Origin of the sequence: Georgenia sp. SUBG003, from assembly GCF_000715355.2 — a bacterium.
Lineage (GTDB): Bacteria > Actinomycetota > Actinomycetes > Actinomycetales > Actinomycetaceae > Georgenia.
Genome location: NZ_CP180204.1, coordinates 4,641,958 through 4,665,815, shown reverse-complemented (window position 1 = coordinate 4,665,815; position 23,858 = coordinate 4,641,958). Strand labels below are relative to the sequence as shown.

Here is a 23,858-nt window from a genome sequence, read left to right as displayed (position 1 = left end):
TACGGTGAACGTGTCGGTCCCGTTGCCGTCCCAGTCGCCGACGAACACCTCGTCGGTGTAGCGGCCGTACTGGAACACGTGGTTGGCCTCCGACGTCCAGGCGTCGTTGAGGAAGAAGCCGTAGCGCAGCTGGGGCGGCGCCGTGGGGCGCCACCAGTGCGAGTACATCCCGAAGGCGATGTCCCGGTCGACGTCAGCTCGCGGTCTCCGGTCGAGCACTCCAGCCGAACCTTCTGGATGCGGCCGCCGAGCTCACCGTTGCCGTCACGGGAGACCCCCGAGACGATCCGGTACGCGGCCATGTCGTACAGCCCGGACGAGAGCGGGATCGCGAGTGCCCAGGGAGTAGACCAGGACGCTGCCGACGATCACGGTCTTGCGGGAGAAGCGGTCGACGACGAAGCCTGCGAGGAACCCGGCGACGGCGAGCCCCACGGTGAAGCCCGTTGCGAGGAAGCCGGACTCCTCCAGCGTGAAGCCGAAGTCTCCCGGATCTCCGGGAGCAGGGGTAGAAGACCTGCCGGTCCATCGCGTTGAGCATCCAGGACAGGCAGAGCACCGCGAAGCCGACGGCGATCGCGGCGGGGGCGAGCGAACGCTGCTCGCCGCTCACGTTCTCGTTGAACTCTCGAGTCACCGCAGGGGTGGCCATAGGTATGTCCTCACAGTCAGGGGTGCCGCCTCGCCGCCCGGGCACGGTGCCGACCTCCTCCGGCAACGACGGCGAGGACCACAGGACCCTCTACACCGCCATCTCCACCATGCGGATCCCGCTGGACGTACCTGGGCGGGGCTGTTCGCCGCCGGCGACACCGCGCCGGTGGAGAAGGTGCTGCGCCGGCTGGCCGCGATGCGCTCGTACATGCGGGACATCAACCTCGGCCAGGAGCCGCAGGAGGAGATCGCCACCGCGGTGGGCATGACGGGGGCGCAGGTGCGGGAGATGTACCGGCTCCTCGCCATCGCCAAGTACGAGGAGCGCTACGTCATCCCGACCGCCCACGCGGAGACCGCGCGCGACCTGGAGGAGATGGCCTGCTCGCTCGACTTCGAGGGCGGCCCCGGGGCATGGGGTGGCGCGGGACCGTTCGGGTCCTCCTCCGGGACAAAGGGTTGCGCTCGTTGCGGGGACTTAACCCCCAACATCTCACGACACGAGCTGACGACAACCATGCACCACCTGTACACCGACCTTGCGGGGGCGCCCATCTCTGGACGTTTCCGGTGTATGTCAAGCCTTGGTAAGGTTCTTCGCGTTGCATCGAATTAATCCGCATGCTCCGCCGCTTGTGCGGGCCCCCCGTCAATTCCTTTGAGTTTTAGCCTTGCGCATCGCGCTCACGCCCGCTCCCGCGTGACGTACGACAGCACACCCGTGCCGAAAGCGGGCCCTTGCTCGTGGAGGTCCTTGAGCGACTCGGGAGAGACGGGCGGAACAGTCACGTGCGAGATGAGCGGGTGGAAGGGGGCGGGCGCCCTCCTCGTCCACACTGAACAGCTCTTCATGCATCTTCTCGTTGGGCCGGAGACCTGTGAAGACGATCTCGATGTCCTTGCCGGAGTGGGTGATGAGTCGCTTGGCGACATCCAGGATCTTGACGGGTTCCCCCATGTCGAGCACGAGGACTTCAGCGTCTCGCCCAATGGCGGCGGCCTGAATCACCAGTTCGGAGGCCTCCGGGATGGTCATGAAGTAACGTGTGATCTCGGGGTGAGTGACCGTGATCGACGAAGGCGGCGCTAGCGGTTCGGACGAGTGTCCTGCACCGCCCCGACGACCGAGGACCAGATCGACAGTGACGTCATAGGCATGGGCTGGCTGTGGCGCACGGACGCTATGCCGTCTGCAGTCGCTCATCCACCGATCCGTGCACCCAGGTTCGGACGACGGTGCTGAACAGGGCGACGTCCTCGATGTTCCACGCGTGGTGCATCCCGGGCGCGATCCGGCACTCGGCATGTGGGACCGCCTGGCGCAGCGAGGGGAACGATCGACGTACGGCAGCGTGGTGAACAGGCGCACGTCCGCCTCGGTGATGGTGTCGCCCACGAGGTAGCGCTGGTCGGTCAGCCGCTCCTCCAGCCAGTCGAGCGCGGCGAAGAGCCGGTCGTACGCCTTGTCGTAGGCTCCTGGACCCGGCGAAGCCGCAGCGGTAGCCGTTGTTCACCTCGGTGAAGACCTTGCGGTTCACCCGGTCGATCTCGTCCCGGAGGTGCTGGGGGTACAGGTCGGGCGCACCCTCGCGGTGGAACGCGGTCCACTCGCTCCCCAGATCGAGGGTGATCTGGGCGAAGTCGTTGGTGACGACGGCACCGGTCGGCACGTCGACGATCGCCGGGACCGTGATGCCGCGCGCGTAGTCCGGCACGCGGGCGAAGTAGGCCTCCTGCAGCCGGTGGATGCCGAGTACGGGGTCCTTGCCGTCGGTCGGGTCTCGGTGGTCATGGCGGTCCCTCTCAGACGCAGCCGTGCGGCTTGGGGAGGCCGGCGATGTAGGACATCGTCCGGCCGGGCTTCGTTGGGAAGAGATCGAACTGCTCCTTGACGGGGATGCCGCCGACGGTGTTCACCCGGCGGGTCGTCGGGGTCTCGCCCTGGGCGCGGAAGTCCTCGCGCAGGAACCGGATGACCTTCCAGTGGGCGTCGGTCATCTCGATGCCGATCTGCTGGCGAGGACGCGGGCGACGTCCTCGTCCCACTCGTCGTACTCGGTGAGGAATCCCTCGTCGTTGACGTGGACCGGCTTGGTGCCGATCTCGATGACGGGCATGGTGGTCACCTTCCGCTCGTGCCGGCGGTCTCCTTGCCGGCCATGGACATGTGGGACGCGGGGGAAGGAACGTCGTCGAAACCTCTGTGACGTCGCGTTCCTCCGTCCACGTCACCGCGCACCCCGTGCCCCCACCGCCAGGTTGGGAACGTCACGGAAAAGGAGCGCGTGACTCTCGAGATCCTCGTCGATCCCGTAGGCGCGTGGCAAAGGCCGGTCGACGAACGGTTCCGAGCTCCGGACGACGAGCCTCGGACGGAACCACGATGCCTCGTCCCTGCTCTCGCCCTTGGCAGGGCGGTGGGTGTTGACCAGGCTGACGGTCACGGAGGACACCTCACCCCGGGCGGGGCGGACGACCGTGTGCAGCTCGAGCCCGTCGGTCAGTCGCTCCCTCTGTGTCACGGGCCGGCTGACGTCCAGGGGCAGCCGCCCGCTACGGAACGCGTGGCGTTCCCACCGGCCTCCTTCGTCGGCCGCTCCGCGCCGGGTCATGACCTCGTCGACGGACGTTCAGGCAGACGTCCCCCATGTCGACCGGGGTCGAGGGAGCCGGAGTCGTCCGCGGCGTACTGCTCGGCGGAGGCGGGCAGTACCTCGGGGCTGTACGGCTCGAGCACCCCCGGCGTCGATCGCGCGGGCGGCGAAGGAGTTGTCGATGCCGTAGACGACGTCGCCGAGGGGGGAGTCGGCGGTGAGGATCAGCTGGTTGACGAGGGCTCCGCCGTCGCCGGGGGCGACCATCTCCAGCTGGTAGCCGGTGTCGGCCTCGAACTGGTCGAGAAGCTCCTGGCTGAGGTTGAAGGAGTCGTGGGTGACGGGGATCCTTGTACATCTCGTACCACTCGGTCGGCACCACCTGCCAGGACAGGCCGTAGCGGTCCTTCAGCCACCCGCACGGTCCGGGCTCACCGCCCTCGACGAGGCGGTCCCAGAAGTGGTCGATCTCGTCCTGCCCCTCGCAGTTGACGACGAAGGAGACCGCCTCCGTGAACGGGACTGCGGGCCGCCGTTGATGCCGGTGAACCACTGGCCCTGCAGCTTGAAGTCGACCGTCATCACGGTGCCTCGGGCCCCGGTGTGTCTGGCCCGTAGCGGGTGATCGTGCCGATCTTGCTGTCACCCCGAAGACGTCGACGTAGAACCGCGCAGCCTCCTCGGCCTCCGTGTCGAACCAGAGGTTCGGCTGTATCCGCTGCATGTCGGCCTCCCGGGTCTGCGCCGTCGCTCCGGTCCCAGCGTAGGAGCGTCACCTGCCCCGCGAGGGACGAACGTTATCGACGACGGCGCTGCGTGATGTTGGCCAGGAGACGGGACGGTCAGCGTGGCGGGCCTGATGATGAAGGTCGAGAGGAACTGATCGGCGTCAGGATGATGTAGATGGGCCACGGCACCCCGGGCGGGAAGAGCTGGCTCTTGAGGAGCTGCCCGCCGCCCTGGCTTGACGCCCGCCACGATGAAGGTGACGTAGGAGAGGAGCGCGAACACCAGCGGCATGCCGATGACGGAGGACCCCGGCGATGTTCAGGAACGGGAGGATGCCCGTGATGTTCATGAACAGGACGCCGAAGAAGATCACCACGAGGATCGGGGTGTACCTCCGGCCGATCTCACGGCCGAGCGACTCCTCCGCGATGCCCTTGCGGACGAAGTCGACGGCCATCTCGCCCATCGACTGCACGCGGCCGGGGACGAGCTGGAGCTTCCGGGTCGCGAGCCAGAAGAAGAGGATGAGCATCGCGGTCGCGATGAGCCGCACCAGCGTGACAGCGAGGTTGATGAACTGCAGGATCATCGGCAGCACGGAGCAGCAGCCCCAGCACCGCGGTGAGGTGCCGCGGTGTGACGCAGCACGCCCCAGGCCGAGCGCGATCAGGCGCTGACCACGAAGAAGTACGCCATGCCGCCGAACGCCTGCCAGGTGAGGGAGTCGTCGAGCGCGGGGACGAGGTCGTGGTCCGAGAGGAACGGCACCGAGACCAGGAACGCGGCACCGAGGCTCACCACGCTGACGACGACCGTGACGACGACCAGGGTGATGGCCTTGGCGGCGAGCACCGGGAGCCGCGCGGGCACCGCGGCGAGGGTGGAGCGGATCATCCCGGTGGAGTAAGCTGGTCGATGGGAGACCTCGGTCATGGGGGGCTTCTTTTCCCTCACTGTGGGGGCTACGACTCTTGATACCCCCCGGGGGGGGTATCCGGCGGCTAGAACACCGCCGGCTCCGGGAGCATTCCCCACCCCCCCGGCCTGCGGGGTGAGAAGCAGCTCCGCAGCCTGGCCGAAACCATACCCCGGGGGGGGGTATAGTTCTGTCCAGGCGCGAGGCCTCCCACGCCTCCATTCGTGCCCCGTGACGGCCACCGTCGCATCTGCGCGACGCGGCCACCAGGGGGGCGGACCCACCACCCATGGAGGCGGCCCGCCTACCCAGCAGCTCCTCGAGGACTTCGGCTGCACCCCACGACGAGCTCGCCTCCCCGTATCGCGCGGTCACGACCCGCAGATCTCGAAACACGTTGCGCCCTGATGAAGCTCCCCCCCCCGCTCGTGCAGCGGCGGGTCGCTGCAGGTGTGCTGTCGGCCGGGGCACGCGCGTGCACTGCTCGGCCTGTCCGACGGCGCCGCGATGGAGCGCCTGGCGCAGAAGATCGTGGCCGAAGGCCTCAGCGTGCGTGCGACGGAGGAGATCGTCGCCCTCGGCGACGACGCCGGTGGCCCCCGAGATGCGGCGCCGTCCGCGTCCGAGCGCGCACGCCGAGGACCTGAACCGCCTGGCGACGCTAGTCGTGCCACTGTCTGTCGTGGTCGCGGTCGTCTTCTTGTCGTGGTCGTACCGGTCGTGGTGGTCGCGGTCGTACCGGTGACCGCGGTGGTCGTCGCAGTGGTCCTTGAACTCCTTCACGGCCTTGCGGTACGAGCCGGCGTGCTCGCGGTGCCTGCCGTGGTCGTCGCGCCAGCTCACGTCCCAGTGGCCGCGGTGCTTGAAGAAGTGGACGTTCCAACACTCGTTGTCGTGGTGGTCTCCCGGGTGGCGTCTTTCTTTCACGAGCTCGTTTCGGGCCCTGGGACTACCCGCACCCGGGCATGCTGCTCGTCGCGGGGCGTGACCCGTGCTCTACACCCCCTGGGGGCGGGCGGGATTTCCCTCGCCCGCAAAGCTACACCCGACTTTCGTGCAGGGGCCCTGATGATGTTTCCCTCGCCCCTGATCGGGTGTGCCCGATCATCGGCATCCCTCGCCGCCGGCGGTCCCCGGCGAGGTGCTGTCCACCATCCGTGAGGTCGACCCCGCAGCACCTCAGCATGGTCGGCGTCCGGTCGCCGAGGCCACCAGCCGCCTGAACCTCGCCGAGTCCGGAGGCAGGGACCTGCCCGAACTCATGGAGGGACTGACGGAGAGCGGGCCCGTGGAAAGACCAAGGGCATCGTCTCGAGCGCGAAGGAGGCGCTCACCGGGGGTGACGACAAGGACTCCGGCGAGGAACGCCGACGCCGCGCACCCGCGAAGGAGTCTTCGTGACAGCACCCGCGGCGGAGGAGGTCGACACGCTGCTGTACGTCTACGGCCTGGTGCTCGCCGACGCGGACGTCCCGGAGGGCCTCGAGGGCGTCGGTGGCGAGCGCGTGCACGTGGTCGGCCTCGGCCGCGTGCGTCGATCACCTGCGGCGAGCCACCGGCCAGGACGCCACCGTGGAGGCCACTAGTGCAGGGTGACCACGCCTGGACAGTCGGCCAAGCAGGCGACCGCACCTTCACCTGTGAGGTGACCTATACGCTCAGCGGCGGTGGGGTACGCACGGACCTGTACTACGAGACCGACCCGCCCCTCGACGAGCCCGCCGACACAGCGCAGCGCGAAGAGGACGACAAGCGCCAGCACATCGGAGATGTCGACGGCGCCTCCGTCTACGCCGCGCAGGGCACCCCAGACCAGCCCCGATGCATCGTCATCGTCCTCGACAGGCCCGGGGTGAACGACACCTCCGAGGCGGCCAGCTGCACCACCGACGAGGACTTCGCCCATCCGGCTGCGACCGCAGGCCCTCGAGGTTGCCGCAGTCGGCACGACTGCACCGACACCCCCGACCCGCGGGTGATGAAGCCCACGATCGGGTCGCCGGGCACCGGCGTGCAGCACCGCGCCAGCTTCACCCAGATGTCGGTGCTCGGACATCCCCTCGACGACGACGCTGGTGTCTCCCCGCCCGCGCGCGGGCGGTGCTCGCCCGGCATGGTCGCCTCGGCGAGCGTCTCCTCGGCGCCGGACTCCCCGCCCATGGACTGCACGAGCTTCTGGACGACGTTCGTGGCGGAGATGTGGTTCTCGCCGATCGCCGCGTACAGCGCAGACACGTCGGCGTAGCGCATCTCGGTGGCCAGCGCGGAGAGCGAGTCGTGGCTCATCAGCCGCTGGAAGTAGATGACGACGGCGGTCTCGGTGCCGATCTGCGTGATCGCCGTGAAGGCCGCGCCGGGGTCGGCGCTCGGGAGGAGCTCGCCGACGATCCTCAGGTGCGCGCTCGAGGAGATCGGGAGGAACTCTGTGAGGCCCTGAACGAGGCCGAGGACGATTGCTTCCCACCAGGTCACGGTCGGCAACGATAGGGCACCGACCTGGGCGCGCCATCGTCCGACGGGCGGAGCGTGCGCAGGTTCACGTGCGGCTGGAGGACGACCCCCGCCTCCTCCCGCCGCACCCCTCAGCGGCACGGGCGGACGATGCCCGCCCACTACGGTGAACCCATGCAGCAACGCAGGGTCGGCCGGACGCACCCCAGCCCCCGGACGACAGAGGACACCCCTCGGCAGCCGCAGCTGAGGCCCTGTGACCAGACGTGGCGACACGCTCACCCAGGGGGACGACCCGCCGACGAGCTGACGCGGACGGCGACCATACTGGAGCACGGATGACCCCGTGCGTGCAGGATGGGCTGGTGGAACGGATCGCACGCGCTGCTCGCCCGGAAACCCTCGGAGCAAGCCCTGCCGCCTACGACACGGTTGTCTTCGACCTCGGACGGGTCCTCGTAGGGTGGGAGCCCTACCTCGCGCTGTCGGACAGGATGACCAGGGACGAGTGGGAGACCTTTTCGGCGACGGTCGACTTTCCGGCTGTGAATCACCGGGGTCCTCCGCCGTCGTGATCTTGCGCCACAGCGCCACGGTGTCCGGGCGTGCGGCCCGCTCGGGGGCGTACGAGCGCACGTGGTGCCAGGCACCGTCCTGCAGCGCGACCGCCACGATGTACGGGATCGAGTGGTCGAGCGTCTCGCGGGAGGCCGTCGGGTCGTACTTCTGAGGGTCGTTCGCGCCCGACCCGATCACGTTGTGGGTGTGGTGGGACGTGTGCAGCACCGAGGTGACGTTGTCCGGGTCCCGCAGGAACGGGTACTGCGTGCCGATCCGCCGCGCCAGGTCGATGAGCGCCTGCGCCTGGTACTCGGCGGAGTGCTCCTTGGTGTACGTGTCCAGGATCGCGGTGCGCGCCTCCCCGCGACCCTGGGACGGCGCCGGATGACCTGCACCGTCCCCGCGAGGGTTCCTCTACTGGGACGTTTCCTGCGCTAGCCCGGGTGGACATCTTGGCGTCCGGCCCTGCGACTTAGCCGCATCTTGGACGATGACTATCGTTCGTCCCATGGTTGACGCGCTCCCGCTCCGTATCTTTCTCGCTTCGCCCGGTGATCTAGAAGATGAGCGGTCCACCGTGCGTGCGTGCGTCGATGAGCACAACGCTCGTCAGACTGGCGAGAGCAGGGTGACGTACGAGGTTGTGGAATGGAACCGTGTGCGCTCGAGAACATGCCGTGGAAGGTGGCGCTCGTCGGCGGCGCCGGCGCCTTCCTTCTTCGGGCTCGTGTTCGGTGTGGCGCTCAACGTCCCGCTGCCGCCGGAATGCTCGGCCTGGTCTGAGAGAGAAGACAGATGCTCGAGAACATTGTCCTGGGGGTTCCAGACCTCTCTGACCCCGGAGAACGTGCTGTGGTGCTTCATCGGGGTGGTGCTGGGCACGGTCATCGGCATGCTGCCGGGGCTCGGCGCGACCACCGGTGTGGCCATCCTCCTGCCGCTGACTCTCACGATGGAGCCGGTGACGGCGCTCATCATGCTCGCCGGCATCTACTACGGCTGCCAGTACGGGGGCACGATCGCCGCCGTCCTCATCGCCACGCCCGGTGACGCCAACGCCGTCGCGACCGTCGTCGACGGCTACGCGCTCGCCCGCAAGGGGCAGGCAGGGAAGGCGCTCGCGATCGCGGCTATCGGCTCGTTCGTGGCGGCCATCCTCTCCCTGATCCTGCTGATGCTCATCGCCGCGCCGATCGTCTGAGCACCTCCCCCGCCTGATCGCCGACCCGCACCGGAAGGACCAGCTTCATGACCACCACCACGATCATCTCCATCGAGACCCCCCTCGCTCGGTGACCGCAGCTACCTGGCCCACGACGGCGAGGTCGCCTTCGCGACCCGCAGCGCGACATCGACCGCGTCCTCGATGCGGCCGCCAGTGCCGGCGTCCGGATCACCCACGTGTTCGAGACCCACATCCACAACGACTACGTCACCGGCGGCTACGCCCTCGCCCGGGAGACCGGGGCGGCGTACTACGTCAACGCCGACGACGAGGTGTCCTTCGAGCGGACCGGCATCCGTGACGGCGACGTGGTCGAGGTCAGTCCCGCCATGCGCGTGCGCGCCATGCACACGCCCCGGGCACACCTTCACGCACCTCTCCTACGTGCTCGAGGGCGAGGACCCCGCGGTGTTCTCGGGCGGCTCGCTGCTGGAAGCCGAAATTCTGCGAGGTCGGCAACAATGAGCACCGCGCACGCTACGGCGAGCACCGAAAAGGCGAGGACTTCTGCCCAAGTTTCGCCCAGCCGCCGCGCCAACGCCACCAATTGCGGCCAGCGGAACGTACGCATGGTGCGAGTGCAGCCGTGAACGCCTATTGGTGACGGTGTGCACCCAACGGCAGAGCGAGAATGCACCAAGGGCAGTTAGGGCTGCTGTAGTGACGACGTGTGTCACGAACTAAAGGCTGCCACGATGTCCATCGCGGCAGGACCCAAGAGAACAATAAACAACACGGGCAGGATGCAGACCATGAGCGGGAAGATCACCTTGACCGGGATCTGCATCGCCTTCTCCTCGGCTCGTTGGCGGCGCTTAAGCCGCATCTCGCCCGCCTGGGTCCGCAGCACGTCGGCGATCGGATCACCGCGTCGGGTGACACGTCCGCACTGTCAACGATGCGTGGCACCATCGAGCCCTCCTGTCCTCGGGCCGCGTCGGGTGCTGCGGCCGGTCGGGGAACGGTATCCCAGCGTGCACAGAGCCTCTCGGGACGATCGGCTCGGAAGACCCGGCGAGCCAGAGATGCGAACGGCCGAGCCGTGTGGCCGGAGCGAGCTCATCTCCTGAGAGAATGGCGCCCATGTCAACCGAGTCCCCCGTGACGGATGCGTGGCTCGTCATCCCTCTCTACAACGAGGCCGCGGTGATCGGAGACGTGGTCACCGGCGCCCGCAAGCGTTTCCCGAACGTCGTCTGCGTCGACGACGGCTCGGCCGACGCCTCGGCGGCAGTTGCCGAGCGGGCGGGCGCATGGTCCCACCAGCCCCATCCCTGCACGCACGGGGGGTCATCCGTGCTCCCAGTATGGGTCGCCCCGTCCCGCGTCAGCCTCGTCGGGCGGGGGTCGTCCCCCCCCTGGGGTGAGCGTGTCGCCCACGTCTGGTCACAGGGCCTCAGCTGCGGCTGCCGAGGGGGGTGTCCTCTGCGTCCGGGGGGGCGACTGGGGGTGCGGTTGCCGGAGGGACGTCCTCTGTTCTCCGAGGCGCCTCAGATCCGGTTGCCGGAGGGGGCGACCGCTCTCGTCAGAGCGTCGCCTCGGCCGGGGCGGCGCCGTCTCTAGCTGAGACTGCGCCCCGCACTGCGGGTCACCAGAGGTCGGGCGGGTCCCACCTGCATCCGGACGGCGCCGTCCTCCTTGCGTGCGCTCCGGACGGCCGAAGCCTGCGCGAGCCGCTTTGCGAGTTCTGCACCTGACCGGCGAGGGGCGCGTAGCAGCGCGCACGTCACCATCCTCGACCTCCACCGGACCCAGCACCTCAAGCCCGTCGAAACGAACGAGGTGATCGAGCAGCGAGTGCACCGCTCGCGGGGCTCCCTGAAGAGATGCCATGTGCGCGGCAGGCGGGAAGGCGAGTTCTCTGCGCTCGCTCAGCTCGCGGGCCGCGAAGCCGGCAGGGTCCCACCGCACCATCGCCTGAGCCGGGACGTTCGTCCAGACGCCGCAGGTCTACGGCAACATCCACAACTTCATCACCCGCGCGCCGGTTACCTGCAGACCGTCTTCTACTCCCTCATCCAGCCCGGCAAGAACCGCTTCAACTCGGCCTTCTGCGTCGGCACGAACGTCGTCTCGCGGGAGGCGATCGCGGAGATCGGCGGCATGTACACAGGTCGAAGTCCGAGGACGTGTGGACGTCGATGAAGCTCCACGAGCTCGGCTGGCGCTCGGTCTACATCCCCACCGTGCTCGCCGTCGGCGACACCCCCGAGAACATCGAGGCCTACACCAAGCAGCAGACCCGGTGGGCCACGGCGCGTTCGAGATCCTCTTCAGGGCGAACCCGCTGACCAACCGGCGGCTGTCGGTGGACCAGCGGCTCCAGTACTTCGGGACCGCCACGTTCTACCTCGGCGCGTGGTCACGTTCGCTCTCCTGCTCCTCCCGCTGCAGATCTTCCTCGACCTCACGCCGATCGCCGCCAGCTTCATAGGTCAGGGACGTCGTCGATGACCTGCATGTAGGAGCCTCCGAGCACTCGGAGGCTGTTGAAGTACCCGAGCAGCGTCCAGTCGCGTCCCGCACGGAGTCCGAGACATCCATGGTCGAGCACGCTGGAGGAGCGCCGCGTACCGGACGAGGAGGGTCGCGTGGCTGATCCCCCGGTGCGAGTACGCCAAGGTACTGCCGGGTGCCTTCTGGGCTGGGTCTGCCGAACGGGCGAAGTACGAGTCGGACTGATCGATGCCCGGCGGCGGAAACTGCTCGCTCTCCCGGTCGAACACCGCCTTGACCTGGGACCGTGCACGTCGGATCGTCGCCGTGGAGGCGATGAGCTTGGGGACCGCTCGGAGCGTGCCTTGTCGAAACCGAACGACCCCGATCTACTGAAGATCTGAGGCGAGCTCGAGATGGCCGTGACCGACTTGAACCCAAGACCGAAGCGGCCGATCTGGTCATCCGCCTTGCGGGACAAGTGGGAGTACAGCAACGCGACGACCCCAGCCTCGCTGAATGGCTCTCCCTCGTTGGCCACGTAGAGGACATCGTCGGTCAGGCGGACCTCGATGGTCCCGGGTGCGCGCCGCATCGCGTCGGCGGCGTTCTGGACGAGCTCGTGGATCTGCTTGCGCCCGTACCCGCCCTCCGCCGAGGCATCTTGCGAGTCCTCCTCGATGCGCGTGGGGTCCTCGACGTAGGCGGCGAGACACTGATCAGCCCTGGCGGCGACCAACGGAGCGAGGAACAGCGCCGGCGAGCAGCAGCGCGGCGACCATGGCGCGGCCGATCTGGCGGGACTCCTGCTTGTTCTCCTCCGCGAGCATGGAGATCCCGTCGAAGCCCAGGAACGACAGGACGGCGATGGAGACGGCCCCGAGGATCACGCCCCAGGTGAACGTCTCGGGTTGTAGAACGCGTCGAGGCTGAAGCCGTTGCCCCGGCCCTGCGCGACGGCGACCAGGCCGATGACGATGAAGATCGCCAGCACGATGAGCTCCGCGATCAGCATGATCTTGTTGACGCGCGCGGTCATCTCGATGCCCATGTAGTTCACGGCCGTGTTGAGGACGATGAACAGGATGATCCAGATCCAGACCGGGACGGCGGGCACGATGGAGTTCATCGCCACGGACGCGACGAGGTAGAGCAGGCCGGGACGAGGACGTAGTCGAGCATGATGACCCAGCCGGCGAGGAAGCCGACCCACGGCCGTATCCCCGGGACTTCGACTTCTCCTTCAGCCACGAGCTCAAGATCGACCACTCGATCATCTGCCCGATCATCACGGTCCGCCCGACGCGGACCTGCCGGTCGTGCCGGTCTACACGAACATCTTCGTCCCGCCCATGCCCTCGCCCCGGCGGTTCTACGAGGTCGGCCGCGCCATCCGGGAGATCATCGACTCCTGGGACTCGACCAAGAAGGTCGCCGCCATCGGCACCGGCCACCTCTCCCTCGAGCTCGGCGGCCCCCGGCAGTTCGGCGAGCACGGCCCCGACCCGGATCGACGTCTTCCTGGGAGGCTGACATGGACGTTTTCTCTTCTCTGCTCGGCGGGCTCGGAACGCTGTTCTCCTCGCCCGGACTCATCGCAGGCATTGCGGGTGCGGTCGCCGCTGGCATGGTCATCGGAGCCCTTCCGGGCCTCACAGCGACCATGGCGATGGCGCTGTTCTTGCCCTTCACCTTCATGGAGGCGGAGACGGGGGCTGGCAGTTCTCATGGGCATCTTTGCCGGCGGTATCGCTGGCGGCTCCGTCCCCGCGATCCTGCTGAACGTCCCCGGCACACCGGCGTCGGCCGCCACAGCCCTCGACGGCTACCCCATGACCAAGCAGGGGCGGGCTCGCGAGGGTCTCGCCATGGCGATGTTCCGACCCTCACTTGTGGGCCTCCGCGCCCCAACGCCTCCGACGAGGACGGGTTGGAGAACGGGAGTGTCAGCGACGGCTGGAAAGTAGGCCAGTTCCGCCCCGTCGTCCCTGACCTACTTTTGACCGTCGGCGACACGGGAGATCGCGAGCTGGCTCGTCCTCCGGCGTGCAGTCTGCACGTCACTACGTGGCGCGCCGCTGATTCGACTTACCTGAAACGCCATCGTTTCCACAGGGACTCACAATTCCACAATGAGCGCGGTGTCCACAGGGCGTTGAAATGCCAGTGTTTCCACAATTTTGCCGGTGTTCTCTCACGGGTATTGCAGTTCCCGCCACCCTCCTCGACCTCAAGGCCGCCCCGGCTCCTGCCGCGCGGCTCCGTCGAGGACGACGACGACCTCGAGCTGCTCGCCCGCGACCTCCTCTTCGCGCGCCTGCTGCAGTACCGCGCGTTCAAGCAGGTGGCCGCCTATCTCGGCGAGGAGTGGGGGCGCGAACGCCCGGTCCTACCCGCGCAGCGTGCCGCTGGAGCCGCAGTTCGCGGCCCTGCTCCCCGAACAGCCGCATGATCTCGGGCCGCTCGATGAGCCGCGCGAACACCTGGCCCAGGGAGTAGTACGCCCGCCGAGCTCCTCCGCGAGAGTCTTGGGTAGTCCGCAGCGTCTTCTCCAGCGCGTAGCCCGAGCTGCGGGAGAGCGCCTGGGAGACCACGTCCGCCGCGATGCGCCCGGACTGCATCGCATAGGCGATGCCCTCGCCGTTGAACGGCGAGACCATGCCGCCGGAGTCACCGACGAGCAGCAGGCCCTGGCTGTAGTGCGGCTTGCGGTTGAACGCCATCGGCAGCGCGGCGGAGCGGAGCTCCCCGATCTGGTTCTCGGGGGTGAACTCCCACTCCTCGGGGGCGTTCTCCATCCAGGTGCGGAACATCCCCTTGTAGTCGAGCCCGGTGGGCTTCGCCGTCGACGACAGCGACCCGAGGCCGACGTTCCGGAGGCGGAAGGCAGGCTCGTCTACTTCTCCTCCGTCACGAACAACACCCACCGCTTCGTGGAGAAGCTGGGGCTGCCGGCGGACCGCATCCCCGTCCGGCCGGCCGACCCGTTCCTCCGGGTGGACGAGGAGTACGTGCTCGTCGTCCCCACCTACGGCGGGGGCAACGGCCGTGGCGCGGTGCCCAAGCAGGTGATCCGGTTCCTCAACGACGAGCACAACCGTGCACTCATCCGGGGCGTAGCTGCTCGGCGTTGGAGACGTCGGGGAGCAGGATGTCCGCGTACCGCGCGGAGACCGTCATCTGGTTGTCGACGACGACGATCAGCTCGCACTTCGTGTCGTCCTCGAGCAACTTGACGGTGCGGTTGATGTCCGCGTGCTGGTTGACCAGCGCGTTTCCGGCGTACTGCCAGACCATCTTGATCGGTACGTCGAGCCTGTCCTTGCCGACGACGCCGTCGCCCAGGGCGGTCATCTCCGGCCCCGTTCGATCGCGTCGGTCCAGCCGAAGACCGAGATCGACGTCTGCACGGGGTTCGACTTGACCCACGGGTTCGCCATCGGCAGGGCGTAGCTGCCCTCCCGGGCCCGTGCCGCCGCCGGCGAGGCCGACGTTGCCCCGTCATCGCGGCGAGCGTGAAGATGGCCCGGGCCTGGTTCTCCCCCGTTGGCGGTGCGATCGCTCGGCGACCGTGGGCCATGGTGTTCGCCGTGTAGTAGCCGCCGCAGCCCTCTCCCGGGCAGATCGCGCGCTCGATGCGGTCGACGTCCTCGCGGCTCATGAGTCCACGGGAGCACGCACCGACGGCCTCGAAGGCGTCGATGATGGTGACGTCCTTCTCGGTGCCGTCGGAGAGCTTCACCCAGCCCGGCATGATGGTGCCCGCGTAGATGAAGACGCTCGCGAGGTCCAGCCGTGCGGCGGCCATGAGCATCCCGGGAAGCGACTTGTCGCAGCCGGCGAGGAGAACGGAGCCGTCGAGCCGCTCCGCCATCATGACTGTCTCGACCGAGTCGGCGATGACGTCACGGCGAGCTCCGGTCGCCCCAGAGCCCCTACCTGGCCGACGGCGAGGAGCCGCTGGTCCGTGCCTCCAAGGGCTTCGAGGGAATGGCCGCGTCGGAGGACGGCCGCTACCTCTACCCGATCCTCGAGGCGCGGTCGACGACGACGAGCAGCGCCGACGCTGGATCTTCCAGTACGACACGGCCACCGGCGAGTACACCGAACGGACCTGGCGGTACGAGGCGGACACGGACGCCAACCTCGTCGGCGATGCCTTCACCGTGAAGAAGGACCGCCTGCTCGTCCTCGAGCGCGACGACTTCGAGGGCCCCGCCGCGGTCACCAAGCGCGTGTACGAGATCGACCTGCGCAGGACTGACGACGCCGGGTACGTGGAGAAGGAGCTCGTCGTCGACCTTCTCGACATCGCCAACCCCGGCCTCGTCGGCACGGAGACCTCCGACGGCGCGTACGGCGTCGGGAGGACTTCGCGTTCCCCATGCAGTCCGTCGAGGTGGTCCTCCAGCTGGCCGACGGCCGGCTGCTGATCGGGAACGACAACAACTACCCCGGCAACGACTCCCGCTACCCGGGGGCCGGTTCTGGTGATGGTGTTCGCCCTCGGCCTCGGGCTGCTGCCGTCCGCGGGGTGGCAAGGACCGTCGTCGATGGTCCTGCCCTGTCTTGTGCTTGCGCTGCGTCCCCTGGCCTACTTCACCCAGGTCGCGCGCGCCTCGATGATCGACGTCCTCGAGTCGCCCCACGTGACCGCCGCCCGCAGCCGCGGGCTCAGCTTCGCCGAGACGATGCTCAAGCACGGGATCCGCAACGCGATCCTTCCGGTCGTGACACTGGTGTCCGTCTGGCTCGCCGGTCTCCTCGGCGGCTCCGTCGTCGAGGTCATCTTCGCCGTGCCCGGGATGGGCAGACTGGTGTACGACTCCGTCACCAACGGTGACCTCCCCCGTCATGCAGGCAGCGATCGTGTGCATCGTGGCGCTCACGGTCCTCATCACGACCCTGACGGACGTGGTCCATAGTTGGGACCATAGGCGCTGGAACTCCTCCCAGGGTGCCGTCGACGGTGAAATGACTTGGTGCCGGAGAGTTGGTCTAGGGCATGAAAACTTTGCGATGACTTCACCCGAACATCTCGTTGCGGGCGATGCAGTTCACCGGTGCGACGTTCTTCTGCGACTGAGTACCGTGCAACCCCCAGCCGCTACAGCGGCGCCAATGACGCCGCCGAGGACCGCTCCCCCAGATTTCTTCCACAGGAGGAACGCTACAGGGCAGCGCGGCCGCGAGTATCTCGATCTCGGCGAGTCGCCCCTAGTCGGCCACTTACCCGAACTCTCGGCTACCTTCGAGTGCGCGTCGAGCCGAGTAAAGAGAGCTGAACATCGGCGCCGAATAGTGAGCGATTTGGCGTAGTTACAAGCCATGACCCGAGCGCAACCCAAGACTAGATCAGCCTTCATGCACCAGCGCATCTAGAGGCGTCCGAGCAGAGGCGCCACTCCTCAATTGTCCACCGATGACTCGGACGACGCGTCGCCAGCGTCTAGAGTTACGACGACCAACCAGGGCACCGGGGTGACAACGGGTAGCTGCTGGAAGATGACTGACGTCTGGGGATAATTCGTGAGCGAGACGTTCGCTACGGGCGTGCCGGGGGACGCGGTGCTCGTCGGGGGACTGGAACGGCGACGGCAAGGACTCGTTGACCGTGCGTCGAGGCAACGAGTACCACATCAAGAACTCCATGCGGGACGGGGCGGCCGACCAGGTCACGAACTACGGCCGTGCCGACGACGCGTGCTGGTCGGCGACTGGGACGGGCGGAGCCGGAACTACTCGCGCATGAGCCAGGCGGTAGGCGAGACGGCGGCGGTGGAGGAGGCCTCGACCCTGTCCCGGCTGACACCGGGCTGGGCGAACAACTCCGTCAACGCCACCGCCTTCCGGAAGAACTCGCTCACGACTGCCGAGATCGACGGGCGGACGATGCAGTTCGCGGCCTACTACAACCCGTCCGGCGAGCTGGTGCTCGCCCGGCGGGACCGCGACGCGGGTACGTGGGAGTACGAGTGGACGCCCTACCGCGGGAACGTGGTCGACGCGCACAACTCGATCAGCATCGCTGTCGACGCATCGGCTCCCCCTACGCCAAGCGGTCATCGACGCCCCCGAGGGGGTACCGACGGGGCCCTACCGCTCCGGCCCGCTCGAGACGATCGAGACGCCGGACGAGCAGACGATCGTCTTCCACCTCAAGGAGCCGTACCCCGAGTTCGGCTACCTCGTGGCGCAGGCCAACTTCGCGCCCTTCCCCGAGGGCACCGGCGCCGGCGACGAGTTCATCAACGGGCTGATCTCCTCCGGCCCGTACAAGCTCGAGTCCTACGAGCCGGGGAGCCGCATCACCCTGGTGCGCAACGAGCACTGGGACCCCGAGACCGACGACGTCCGGGAGGCGTACCCGGACAGCTGGGAGTTCGTCATCGGTCTGGACGCGGCGATCGACGAGCGCATGCTCGCCGGCCAGGCTCGGACGCAACGCCATCGCCGGAACGGTCCAGCCGGCCACCCTCCACCACGCGCAGGTCGTGCGAGATCATGATCAGCGTCAGCTCTCGCTCCCTGCGGAGCTGCTGATGAGGTGAGCACCCTGGCCTGGACCGAGGCGTCCAGGGCGGAAGTAGGCTCGTCGCAGAGGATCTTCGGATCGAGCAGCAGAGCGCGCGCTATGCCGACACGCTGGAGCTGCCCACCGGAACACTCGCTGGGGTAGCGGTCGAGGTAGGTCGCGTCGAGCCCCACCTCGTCAAGTCTCTCGGCGACTCGCGCACGCCGGTCCTGGGGCTCGCAGATCCGGTGCTGCGCCAGGACCGCTGTGAGACTCTCCCCGATGGTCATCCGCGGATCCATTGCCGCGTGCGGATCCTGGACTGGGCGGGGCGGTGCGGGGGAAGCTGCCGCCGTCGTCGGAGAGCTGGTTGAAGGAGTACGGCGCGAGCGCGGGGCGAGGAGCGCCATGAGGACGAACATCAGGCACAGCAGCAGGCCGGCGACGAGCATGCCGCGCTGCAGGCCGACGCTCTGGCGCAGCTGCCAGATCACGGGCAGCTTGTGCCAGCGGGGCTCGCGGGAGGTGCCGTGGACGACGGTGGTCATCTCAGTACCTCACCCTCGGGTCGATGAGCGCGGCGAGGACGTCGACGAGGAAGTTCGTCACCGCCACGATCACGGCCAGGAGCCGTCGCAGGATGTGCCACCCTCGGGTGACAGCACGGCGGTGGCGACCGGGGCGGCCGGCAGAGGAGGAGGTGCGCTGAGTGCTTGCTCTGCTCGGACTCGCCGTGGGAGTGCTCGTCGGGGTGTTCTTCGAACCCACCGTGCCCATCTTCCTGCAGCCCTACCTGCCCATCGCGGTCATCGCAGCTCTCGACGCGCTGTTCGGCGGCCTGCGGGCGCGTCTGGACGGGCTGTTCAACGAGAGAGTCTTCGTCGTCTCCTTCGTCTTCAACGTGCTCGTCGCCGCGTTCATCGTCTGGCTCGGCGACCAGCTCGGGGTGGGACGCAGCTGAGCACCGCCGTCGTCGTCGTGCTCGGCATCCGGATCTTCTCCAACGTCGCCGCCATCCGCCGGCACGTCTTCCGCGCATGAGCACCTCGGGGCGGGAAGCCGACCTTCGCCCCGCACGTGGACAACGGCGACTTCGTCATCGTCATCAACGCTGACAAGGTTGCTCTGACCGGAAGCAAGCGCGAGAACAAGATCGCGTACCGCCACTCCGGCTACCCGGGCGGCTGAAGGCCACCAACTACGCCGAGCTGCTCGCCCGGTTCCCGGAGCGCGCCGTGGAGAAGGCTGTCCGCGGCATGCTTCCCAAGAACACCCTGGGGCGCGCCCAGCTCAGCAAGCTGAAGGTCTACGCCGGTGCGGAGCACCCGCACAGTGCGCAGAAGCCGCAGACCTTCGAGATCACCCAGGTCGCCCAGTAAGCGCCTCCGCGCCTGCGGCACAGAACAGGACTGAAGGAGAACTGTGGCTGAGACCACTTCGGACATCGAGCTGGACGACGAGAACGTCCCCAGCAGCTACACCACCGAGAGCGAGGCTGCCGCCGCCGGGCAGGTCAGCTCGGGGAGAGTCGTAGGTGAAGCCCTCGGACACCCCGAGGTGCAGGTACCGCGACTGACACTGCTGCTCCAGGACCCGTCGCACCTGGTCACCCGTCATCGGGATCGTGCTCAGCAGGTTCCCGAAGGGCTGCATGGTGAAAGCCTCCCGGTAGGTCACCACACCGTCGCCCTCGCCCCGCGCGGAGGAGGCGTACAGCAGGTCCGAGCGCACGCCGCCGGGGTTCATCAGGGCGATCTGCGCGCCGTTGTCCCGGGTGGCCCCCAGCCTCGTCCAGGGCACGAACGTGCGGTCGTCCGGGCTCGCGACCGTCGACATCGGGCAGGCGCGTGAGGCCACCTGGTTCCTCTCCGACGCGCTGATGTTCGTGGGCGGCGGCTCCGCCTCGACGGCGGGCGGCATCAAGGTCACGTTCGCGGTGCTCGTGCTCGCGATCGTCGCCGAGGCGCGCGGCGACCGTGACGTCGAGGCCTTCGGCCGGCGGATCGGCTCCACCACCGTCCGGCTCGCCGTGTCCGTGGCGTTCCTCGGCTCCACGCTCGTGGGCATCGCCACGCTGGCGCTGCTCACGCTCACCGACCTCCACCTCGACGTGATCCTGTACGAGGTGATCTCCGCCTTCGCCACGGTGGGGCTGAGCACCGGCATCACCCCCCGACCTGCCGGACGCGGGCAAGTACGTGCTCGGAGGCGTCGTCGGGGACGACGGCGGAGGTGCCGGCCGCGTCCTCGTCGTCCTCGACCACGGCGAACGGCGGCTCCTTGACCTCCTTGATCGCGCTCCTGAGCCAGATCGTCTCCACCCCGGAGCTCTCGAGGGTGACGACGTCACCGTCGACGTCGACCACCCGGCCGAAGAACCCGCCGATCGTCATCACGGAGCGCCGGGCACCACAGCCTTGGCCAGCATGTCTCGCTGAGCGGCGGCCTGCTTCTTCCCGCGGCTCGTGACGAACCACATCATGCCGATCATGAGGGCGAGGAAGATGATGATTGTGGGGTCCATCGGGACAGGCTCCGGTAACGGTCGAGGGCACGGCTTGCACGCCGCCGTGGTGAACCACTTCGTCGTGCGGAACCGGTCCACCGACTACCTGCGGCACCTGGTGATGCCGATCATCGGGTTCGCGATCCTGCTGTTCGTCGTCATCACGCCTCCATCGCCGCGCAGACCCTCGGCCTGATCTGGGCCGGGGATCGGCGTCGTCATCCTCGCGTCCTCAAGGCGACCAAGCGCGAGCCCCCAGCTCGCGGGGAATGGAGCACCAGCCGTGACCGAGGTCTTCCAGCTGCACCCCCGAGCCGGACCAGTACTCCTTCACCTTCGGCGGCAAGGAGCCGCTCCTGACGGTCCCGCCCGGGTCCGTCGTCGAGCTGACGACCGAGGACTGCTACGGCGGGGGCCGTGCGCTCGGTGGACGACCTCCCCTCGGTGGTGTGCCGGTTCCCGTTGAGGGGAACTGCGTTATTGTCGGGTCCTCCACCCATCGACGCGAGTTCTCGATCCGGACACGAAAGTGTTCAGCGTCGGTTCGCGACTCAAGCTCGAAAAAATTGAATCCATATGCGAGGAAGGTCAGCCCTACACCTTTGTGACCTCGGGACCGCCCGTTTCGGAACAGATCCGCTTTGTCCGTTACGTCGGGTGCTAGAAGACGACGGATATTGAGCTGAGATATTCCACGACCATTATCTCTGACCGACACTTTTCCCGTGGAGCAGTCTATAGTTATTCGGATTCCCCCCGGTCGATAGCGCCCACACGGGCCGCCTCATCAACCTCGTCCACAGCATTCTGAATTGGCTCGGCGAGAAGGTCCGAGGGGTTGTTGTAGCTCCGGATGATGTTACGGACCCGCTGCTTAATCGCAGTGGCGATAAGGCCCGGATCGGCAGCACCCAGCGGGTCGAACGGTACGGTCCGCCCCCTGGGGCCGTGCTCCTCACCCTCGCGAGCGCCCCAGTCTTCCTCATGCGCTCGACCACCGTCGTCATAGACGCGCTGACGGTCGCCCAGGACGTCGGGACCTCCGTGACCGGCATCCAGACCGCGATCACCTTCTACACCCTGGTGATGGCCGCCCTGATGATCACCGGCGGCAAGCTGGGACAGACGATGGGCCGTCGTCGGGCGTTCATGCTGGGCTGCGTCGTCTACGGGTGGGCTCGTTCACCACCTCGCTCTCCCAGAGCCTGCCGGTGCTGATGCTCGGCTGGTCCGTGCTCGAGGGGGTCGGGGCGGCGCTGATCCTGCCCGCCATCGTGGCGCTCGTGGCGTCGAACTTCGGCCGGGCGGAGCGTCCGCGCGCCTACGGGCTCGTGGCCGCGTCGGGCGCGGTCGCGGTCGCCGTCGGTCCGCTCATCGGGGGTCTGCTGACGACGTACGCGTCGTGGCGGTGGGTCTTCGCCGGCGAGGTGGTCATCGTCGCCGCGATCCTGGTGCTCGCCCGTCGGATCTGGTGGCAGTTGTCGCCCGCACCCTTGCAATGAACTCGTCCCAACGCCCCTGCTTCGCATCCCTCCCGTTAACTCCCCCTGAAAGCAGCTGCTCTCCCGACCCCTGCTCAAAGTGCCCTTTCCCGGGCGCATGTCTTCCCAGCGTTTGCTGTTCGCCCCCCCCTGTCCCTTTGCTCCCACGACGGGAAGCGTAAAAAACGGCAACAAAACCTTCAAGATGAGAGGTGCGTGTCCGAAGGGGACGTTCTTGTGCGATCTAGTCGATGGCTCCGCCGATTCAGGACGCATCCCTCGCTTGCACTAAGGAAAGGCGCCCGGCAAGCGGATACCGGCGAACGACTTCCCCGAGCGTTCTCGATAACCCAAGCTGCATCGTTCGCCGACACGCGCTCCATCCAGCCATGTGCCGCAGAATCGCGATAACCCTGGACTCCGACGGCACCATCGACTGCAGGAGCGCGTCCTGGACGAGGCGCTGGGCGGCCATGGCGTCGTGACGCTCCTGCGCCGCGGCGAGGCCGTCCATGTCGAGGTTCTCGAGCGCACGGTAGAGCGCCTTCAGGAACCGGATCGCGGTACGGGCGGCATCGACGCTGTCCTCACGGAAGGGGAACTGGTCGAGCTGCCAGACCCCTCCCAGCTGTTGACCTTGAGCGTGTAGAAGAACTCGAAGATCTCGGTCATGTGGACGGTGCCGACGACCAGGTCGTCGTCCCAGCCGCGCAGGTTGTCGTTGACGTCCATCGCCCAGAGCTTGCCGTGGTCGATGAGCAGCTGGGCGGCTGCCGCCGGTGACTCCCCGCCGAAGAGCGAGTGGCCGAAGTCCATGAGCCACGCCGATGTTGTCCCGGCCGCGTGGTTCAAGGAGGCCCGGAAGAGCACGGACAACCCGTACCGCGACTACTACGTGTGGCGCTCCGACCCCCGCCCGACACCTCCGACCAGGTCGTCTTCCCCGACGAGGAGGACTCCATCTGGGAGAAGGACGAGCGGACCGGCGAGTGGTATCTCCACCACTTCTACAAGCACCAGCCGGACCTGAACATCGCCAACCCGGCGGTCCAGGACGCCATCGCCAAGGTGATGGGGTTCTGGCTCCAGCTCGGCGTCGACGGCTTCCGGGTGGACGCCGTGCCGTTCTTCCTCAACGCGTCGGCATGTCCGCCCGCGAGAAGCACGACTTCTCCGAGCCGCACCGGTACCTGCGGGCGCCGAGAGCAGAGGGAAGAGGAACGCCAGGACGCCCAGGGCGAGGACCATCACCAGGAAGATCCGGCTCAGGCTGGTGGTGCGTCGCATCATGAGCCGCAGCACGACGTAGAGCGCGATGGCCAGGAACCAGTAGTTCCGGAACACGGCGGCGTACACCAGCATCGTGGTGACCAGAAGGAGCTCGAAGCGTCCGCTCCCTGCCCTGCGAAGAGCCAGCGCGGTGATGAGCAGAACCAGGACGTCCTTGGAGTACTGGCCGAGGTACACGGCACCGGGGACGAGCGAGACCACGAGCGCCGCCCCGGCCGCAGGGTAGGCGGGCGCGATGTCCCGGGTGGCGACCGCCTGGACCACGAGGACGAAGACGCCGAAGCCGAGAAGTCCCGCAAGAACGGGAGCGTCCGCGAGCCCGTCTTGGCAGTCTCCAGCGCGTGCGCCTCCTCGAAGATGCGGGCGCGTTCGCCGGCGTCGTACCAGATGTTCTGGATCATCGAGCGGGGCCCGAAGTGGTTGCTCGTCACCCGCATCCCGAACGACTCGACCAGCGCGCGCACCTGGGCGGGCGTGCGACCGTAGTAGTCGCCAGCAAGC

General features: G+C 67.7%; 33 protein-coding genes, 16 pseudogenes and 1 other annotated feature. Of the genes and pseudogenes, 24 read left to right on the top strand and 25 right to left on the bottom strand.

Annotated elements, in window-relative coordinates; all coding sequences use genetic code 11:
- Window positions 1-264: 264 nt before the first annotated feature.
- On the bottom strand, window positions 265-435 hold the full coding sequence (locus DA06_RS27510; protein ID WP_418606558.1) for a hypothetical protein: 171 nt from the start codon (window positions 433-435) through the stop codon (window positions 265-267).
- Window position 436: 1 nt separating this feature from the next.
- Between DA06_RS27510 and DA06_RS27505 the strand changes: the two are divergent.
- A pseudogene (locus tag DA06_RS27505) lies at window positions 437-865 on the top strand (hypothetical protein); the annotation flags it as partial.
- Between the two features lie 185 nt (window positions 866-1,050).
- Window positions 1,051-1,276 (bottom strand) — a sequence feature (16S ribosomal RNA rRNA prediction is too short).
- 27 nt (window positions 1,277-1,303) lie between these two features.
- Here DA06_RS27505 and DA06_RS27500 read toward each other — a convergent pair.
- The 9 genes and pseudogenes from DA06_RS27500 to DA06_RS27460 form a co-directional block, all read right to left on the bottom strand.
- Window positions 1,304-1,690 (bottom strand): polysaccharide biosynthesis protein, encoded by a 387-nt coding sequence (locus tag DA06_RS27500; RefSeq protein WP_418608269.1) that lies wholly within the window; start codon window positions 1,688-1,690, stop codon window positions 1,304-1,306.
- A gap of 300 nt (window positions 1,691-1,990) precedes the next feature.
- Window positions 1,991-2,426 (bottom strand): annotated as a pseudogene (locus tag DA06_RS27495) (glutathione S-transferase C-terminal domain-containing protein); the annotation flags it as partial.
- A gap of 31 nt (window positions 2,427-2,457) precedes the next feature.
- The gene (locus tag DA06_RS27490; protein WP_418606557.1) at window positions 2,458-2,652 is read right to left on the bottom strand and encodes a TusE/DsrC/DsvC family sulfur relay protein; all 195 of its coding nucleotides are present in this window, start codon (window positions 2,650-2,652) and stop codon (window positions 2,458-2,460) included.
- Window positions 2,649-2,780: a hypothetical protein gene (locus DA06_RS27485; protein ID WP_418606555.1), complete on the bottom strand. Its 132-nt coding sequence runs from the start codon at window positions 2,778-2,780 to the stop codon at window positions 2,649-2,651. Before DA06_RS27485 ends, DA06_RS27490 begins: the two co-directional genes overlap by 4 nt.
- Window positions 2,781-2,882: 102 nt before the next feature.
- A complete protein-coding gene (locus DA06_RS27480; RefSeq protein WP_418606553.1) occupies window positions 2,883-3,176 on the bottom strand; it encodes a hypothetical protein in 294 nt (97 codons plus the stop codon).
- Window positions 3,177-3,284: 108 nt separating this feature from the next.
- Window positions 3,285-3,515, bottom strand: coding sequence for a hypothetical protein (locus DA06_RS27475; RefSeq protein ID WP_418608462.1), 231 nt, complete (start codon window positions 3,513-3,515; stop codon window positions 3,285-3,287).
- 169 nt (window positions 3,516-3,684) lie between these two features.
- Window positions 3,685-3,972: pseudogene (locus tag DA06_RS27470) on the bottom strand (VOC family protein); the annotation flags it as partial.
- Window positions 3,973-4,137: 165 nt separating this feature from the next.
- Entirely contained in the window at window positions 4,138-4,566 is a 429-nt protein-coding gene (locus tag DA06_RS27465; protein ID WP_418606551.1) for a F0F1 ATP synthase subunit A, read from the bottom strand.
- A 77-nt stretch (window positions 4,567-4,643) separates the two neighbouring features.
- Window positions 4,644-4,910 carry a hypothetical protein gene (locus DA06_RS27460; RefSeq protein ID WP_418606550.1) on the bottom strand — a complete coding sequence of 89 codons (267 nt, stop codon included), beginning with the start codon at window positions 4,908-4,910 and terminating at the stop codon, window positions 4,644-4,646.
- 292 nt (window positions 4,911-5,202) lie between these two features.
- Here DA06_RS27460 and DA06_RS27455 point away from each other — a divergent pair.
- Both DA06_RS27455 and DA06_RS27450 read left to right on the top strand, forming a co-directional pair.
- Window positions 5,203-5,554, top strand: a pseudogene (locus DA06_RS27455) (ParB/RepB/Spo0J family partition protein); the annotation flags it as partial.
- Between the two features lie 736 nt (window positions 5,555-6,290).
- Window positions 6,291-6,479, top strand: coding sequence for a hypothetical protein (locus DA06_RS27450; protein ID WP_418606549.1), 189 nt, complete (start codon window positions 6,291-6,293; stop codon window positions 6,477-6,479).
- A 202-nt stretch (window positions 6,480-6,681) separates the two neighbouring features.
- Here the strand turns inward: DA06_RS27450 and DA06_RS27445 are convergent, their stop codons facing one another.
- Both DA06_RS27445 and DA06_RS27440 read right to left on the bottom strand, forming a co-directional pair.
- A complete protein-coding gene (locus tag DA06_RS27445) occupies window positions 6,682-7,365 on the bottom strand; it encodes an undecaprenyl-diphosphate phosphatase (protein ID WP_418606548.1) in 684 nt (227 codons plus the stop codon).
- Window positions 7,366-7,902: 537 nt separating this feature from the next.
- Window positions 7,903-8,259: pseudogene (locus tag DA06_RS27440) on the bottom strand (MmgE/PrpD family protein); the annotation flags it as partial.
- A 454-nt stretch (window positions 8,260-8,713) separates the two neighbouring features.
- Between DA06_RS27440 and DA06_RS27435 the strand changes: the two are divergent.
- Together DA06_RS27435 and DA06_RS27430 are read left to right on the top strand one after the other, a co-directional pair.
- The gene (locus DA06_RS27435; RefSeq protein WP_418606547.1) at window positions 8,714-9,106 is read left to right on the top strand and encodes a tripartite tricarboxylate transporter permease; all 393 of its coding nucleotides are present in this window, start codon (window positions 8,714-8,716) and stop codon (window positions 9,104-9,106) included.
- Window positions 9,107-9,153: 47 nt separating this feature from the next.
- Window positions 9,154-9,562: pseudogene (locus tag DA06_RS27430) on the top strand (MBL fold metallo-hydrolase); the annotation flags it as partial.
- Between the two features lie 241 nt (window positions 9,563-9,803).
- Here the strand turns inward: DA06_RS27430 and DA06_RS27425 are convergent.
- Window positions 9,804-9,998, bottom strand: a pseudogene (locus DA06_RS27425) (type II secretion system F family protein); the annotation flags it as partial.
- 206 nt (window positions 9,999-10,204) lie between these two features.
- Here DA06_RS27425 and DA06_RS27420 point away from each other — a divergent pair.
- The 3 genes from DA06_RS27420 to DA06_RS27410 all read left to right on the top strand — a co-directional run bounded on the left by DA06_RS27420 (window position 10,205) and on the right by DA06_RS27410 (window position 11,421).
- On the top strand, window positions 10,205-10,693 hold the full coding sequence (locus DA06_RS27420) for a glycosyltransferase (protein ID WP_418606546.1): 489 nt from the start codon (window positions 10,205-10,207) through the stop codon (window positions 10,691-10,693).
- A gap of 219 nt (window positions 10,694-10,912) precedes the next feature.
- A complete protein-coding gene (locus DA06_RS27415; RefSeq protein WP_418606545.1) occupies window positions 10,913-11,275 on the top strand; it encodes a hypothetical protein in 363 nt (120 codons plus the stop codon).
- Window positions 11,272-11,421 (top strand): hypothetical protein, encoded by a 150-nt coding sequence (locus DA06_RS27410; RefSeq protein ID WP_418606543.1) that lies wholly within the window; start codon window positions 11,272-11,274, stop codon window positions 11,419-11,421. The genes DA06_RS27415 and DA06_RS27410 overlap by 4 nt, the downstream gene beginning before the upstream one ends.
- A gap of 137 nt (window positions 11,422-11,558) precedes the next feature.
- Here DA06_RS27410 and DA06_RS27405 read toward each other — a convergent pair whose 3' ends face one another.
- Genes DA06_RS27405 through DA06_RS27395 form a run of 3 tightly spaced genes read right to left on the bottom strand, consistent with a single transcriptional unit; the run spans window position 11,559 to window position 12,779 of the window.
- A complete protein-coding gene (locus DA06_RS27405; RefSeq protein WP_418606542.1) occupies window positions 11,559-12,305 on the bottom strand; it encodes a sacsin N-terminal ATP-binding-like domain-containing protein in 747 nt (248 codons plus the stop codon).
- A complete protein-coding gene (locus tag DA06_RS27400; protein WP_418606540.1) occupies window positions 12,286-12,456 on the bottom strand; it encodes a hypothetical protein in 171 nt (56 codons plus the stop codon). Before DA06_RS27400 ends, DA06_RS27405 begins: the two co-directional genes overlap by 20 nt.
- Window positions 12,453-12,779, bottom strand: coding sequence for an amino acid permease (locus tag DA06_RS27395; protein WP_418606539.1), 327 nt, complete (start codon window positions 12,777-12,779; stop codon window positions 12,453-12,455). The genes DA06_RS27400 and DA06_RS27395 overlap by 4 nt, the downstream gene beginning before the upstream one ends.
- Window positions 12,780-12,885: 106 nt before the next feature.
- On the opposite strand from DA06_RS27395, the gene DA06_RS27390 reads away from it, so the two are divergent.
- Entirely contained in the window at window positions 12,886-13,533 is a 648-nt protein-coding gene (locus tag DA06_RS27390) for a tripartite tricarboxylate transporter permease (RefSeq protein ID WP_418606538.1), read from the top strand.
- On the top strand, window positions 13,497-14,018 hold the full coding sequence (locus DA06_RS27385) for a segregation/condensation protein A (RefSeq protein WP_418606537.1): 522 nt from the start codon (window positions 13,497-13,499) through the stop codon (window positions 14,016-14,018). The genes DA06_RS27390 and DA06_RS27385 overlap by 37 nt, the downstream gene beginning before the upstream one ends.
- Here DA06_RS27385 and DA06_RS27380 read toward each other — a convergent pair.
- A complete protein-coding gene (locus DA06_RS27380) occupies window positions 13,903-14,493 on the bottom strand; it encodes a hypothetical protein (protein WP_418606536.1) in 591 nt (196 codons plus the stop codon). The genes DA06_RS27385 and DA06_RS27380 overlap by 116 nt on opposite strands.
- A 6-nt stretch (window positions 14,494-14,499) precedes the next feature.
- Here DA06_RS27380 and DA06_RS27375 point away from each other — a divergent pair.
- Window positions 14,500-14,691: pseudogene (locus DA06_RS27375) on the top strand (ribonucleotide reductase stimulatory protein); the annotation flags it as partial.
- On the opposite strand, the gene DA06_RS27370 reads toward DA06_RS27375, so the two are convergent.
- Entirely contained in the window at window positions 14,672-14,863 is a 192-nt protein-coding gene (locus tag DA06_RS27370) for a molybdopterin-dependent oxidoreductase (RefSeq protein ID WP_418608268.1), read from the bottom strand. The pseudogene DA06_RS27375 and the gene DA06_RS27370 sit on opposite strands and share 20 nt — an antisense overlap.
- A gap of 235 nt (window positions 14,864-15,098) precedes the next feature.
- A pseudogene (locus DA06_RS27365) lies at window positions 15,099-15,476 on the bottom strand (dihydroxy-acid dehydratase); the annotation flags it as partial.
- Between DA06_RS27365 and DA06_RS27360 the strand changes: the two are divergent.
- The 3 genes from DA06_RS27360 (at window position 15,373) to DA06_RS27350 (ending at window position 17,318) form a co-directional block, all read left to right on the top strand.
- The gene (locus DA06_RS27360) at window positions 15,373-15,999 is read left to right on the top strand and encodes an esterase-like activity of phytase family protein (protein WP_418608266.1); all 627 of its coding nucleotides are present in this window, start codon (window positions 15,373-15,375) and stop codon (window positions 15,997-15,999) included. The pseudogene DA06_RS27365 and the gene DA06_RS27360 overlap by 104 nt on opposite strands.
- Window positions 16,000-16,059: 60 nt before the next feature.
- A complete protein-coding gene (locus DA06_RS27355; protein WP_418606535.1) occupies window positions 16,060-16,491 on the top strand; it encodes an ABC transporter permease in 432 nt (143 codons plus the stop codon).
- A 683-nt stretch (window positions 16,492-17,174) separates the two neighbouring features.
- On the top strand, window positions 17,175-17,318 hold the full coding sequence (locus tag DA06_RS27350) for a hypothetical protein (RefSeq protein ID WP_418608461.1): 144 nt from the start codon (window positions 17,175-17,177) through the stop codon (window positions 17,316-17,318).
- Here the strand turns inward: DA06_RS27350 and DA06_RS27345 are convergent.
- Window positions 17,305-17,433, bottom strand: a complete 129-nt coding sequence (locus tag DA06_RS27345; protein ID WP_418608460.1) for a hypothetical protein — start codon at window positions 17,431-17,433, stop codon at window positions 17,305-17,307. The genes DA06_RS27350 and DA06_RS27345 overlap by 14 nt on opposite strands.
- A 25-nt stretch (window positions 17,434-17,458) precedes the next feature.
- Here DA06_RS27345 and DA06_RS27340 point away from each other — a divergent pair.
- Together DA06_RS27340 and DA06_RS27335 are read left to right on the top strand one after the other, a co-directional pair.
- Window positions 17,459-17,590: pseudogene (locus DA06_RS27340) on the top strand (BNR-4 repeat-containing protein); the annotation flags it as partial.
- Between the two features lie 4 nt (window positions 17,591-17,594).
- A complete protein-coding gene (locus DA06_RS27335) occupies window positions 17,595-18,074 on the top strand; it encodes an ABC transporter substrate-binding protein (RefSeq protein ID WP_418608265.1) in 480 nt (159 codons plus the stop codon).
- 86 nt (window positions 18,075-18,160) lie between these two features.
- Here the strand turns inward: DA06_RS27335 and DA06_RS27330 are convergent.
- Window positions 18,161-18,382 (bottom strand): annotated as a pseudogene (locus DA06_RS27330) (ATP-binding cassette domain-containing protein); the annotation flags it as partial.
- Between the two features lie 407 nt (window positions 18,383-18,789).
- On the opposite strand from DA06_RS27330, the pseudogene DA06_RS27325 reads away from it, so the two are divergent.
- Both DA06_RS27325 and rplM read left to right on the top strand, forming a co-directional pair.
- A pseudogene (locus DA06_RS27325) lies at window positions 18,790-19,121 on the top strand (small basic family protein).
- A gap of 15 nt (window positions 19,122-19,136) precedes the next feature.
- Window positions 19,137-19,459: pseudogene (gene rplM, locus DA06_RS27320) on the top strand (50S ribosomal protein L13); the annotation flags it as partial.
- Here the strand turns inward: rplM and DA06_RS27315 are convergent.
- Window positions 19,440-19,880 (bottom strand): 5'-nucleotidase C-terminal domain-containing protein, encoded by a 441-nt coding sequence (locus DA06_RS27315; RefSeq protein WP_418606534.1) that lies wholly within the window; start codon window positions 19,878-19,880, stop codon window positions 19,440-19,442. The pseudogene rplM and the gene DA06_RS27315 sit on opposite strands and share 20 nt — an antisense overlap.
- 1 nt (window position 19,881) lies before the next feature.
- Between DA06_RS27315 and DA06_RS27310 the strand changes: the two are divergent.
- A pseudogene (locus DA06_RS27310) lies at window positions 19,882-20,284 on the top strand (potassium transporter TrkG); the annotation flags it as partial.
- A 135-nt stretch (window positions 20,285-20,419) separates the two neighbouring features.
- Here DA06_RS27310 and DA06_RS27305 read toward each other — a convergent pair.
- Window positions 20,420-20,473, bottom strand: a pseudogene (locus DA06_RS27305) (hypothetical protein); the annotation flags it as partial.
- On the bottom strand, window positions 20,473-20,604 hold the full coding sequence (locus DA06_RS27300) for a hypothetical protein (RefSeq protein ID WP_418606533.1): 132 nt from the start codon (window positions 20,602-20,604) through the stop codon (window positions 20,473-20,475). The pseudogene DA06_RS27305 and the gene DA06_RS27300, both read right to left, overlap by 1 nt.
- Before the next feature lie 49 nt (window positions 20,605-20,653).
- On the opposite strand from DA06_RS27300, the gene DA06_RS27295 reads away from it, so the two are divergent.
- The 3 genes from DA06_RS27295 (at window position 20,654) to DA06_RS27285 (ending at window position 22,088) form a co-directional block, all read left to right on the top strand.
- Window positions 20,654-20,782: a hypothetical protein gene (locus DA06_RS27295; protein WP_418606532.1), complete on the top strand. Its 129-nt coding sequence runs from the start codon at window positions 20,654-20,656 to the stop codon at window positions 20,780-20,782.
- Between the two features lie 752 nt (window positions 20,783-21,534).
- Window positions 21,535-21,804: a hypothetical protein gene (locus tag DA06_RS27290; RefSeq protein WP_418606531.1), complete on the top strand. Its 270-nt coding sequence runs from the start codon at window positions 21,535-21,537 to the stop codon at window positions 21,802-21,804.
- Window positions 21,759-22,088, top strand: a complete 330-nt coding sequence (locus DA06_RS27285; RefSeq protein ID WP_418606529.1) for an MFS transporter — start codon at window positions 21,759-21,761, stop codon at window positions 22,086-22,088. The genes DA06_RS27290 and DA06_RS27285 overlap by 46 nt, the downstream gene beginning before the upstream one ends.
- 525 nt (window positions 22,089-22,613) lie before the next feature.
- Here DA06_RS27285 and DA06_RS27280 read toward each other — a convergent pair.
- On the bottom strand, window positions 22,614-22,937 hold the full coding sequence (locus tag DA06_RS27280; RefSeq protein ID WP_418608459.1) for a hypothetical protein: 324 nt from the start codon (window positions 22,935-22,937) through the stop codon (window positions 22,614-22,616).
- Here DA06_RS27280 and DA06_RS27275 point away from each other — a divergent pair.
- Together DA06_RS27275 and DA06_RS27270 are read left to right on the top strand one after the other, a co-directional pair.
- Window positions 22,869-23,210 (top strand): annotated as a pseudogene (locus tag DA06_RS27275) (alpha-amylase family glycosyl hydrolase); the annotation flags it as partial. The gene DA06_RS27280 and the pseudogene DA06_RS27275 sit on opposite strands and share 69 nt — an antisense overlap.
- Window positions 23,211-23,681: 471 nt before the next feature.
- Window positions 23,682-23,843, top strand: a complete 162-nt coding sequence (locus tag DA06_RS27270) for a hypothetical protein (RefSeq protein WP_418608458.1) — start codon at window positions 23,682-23,684, stop codon at window positions 23,841-23,843.
- Window positions 23,844-23,858: the final 15 nt, after the last annotated feature.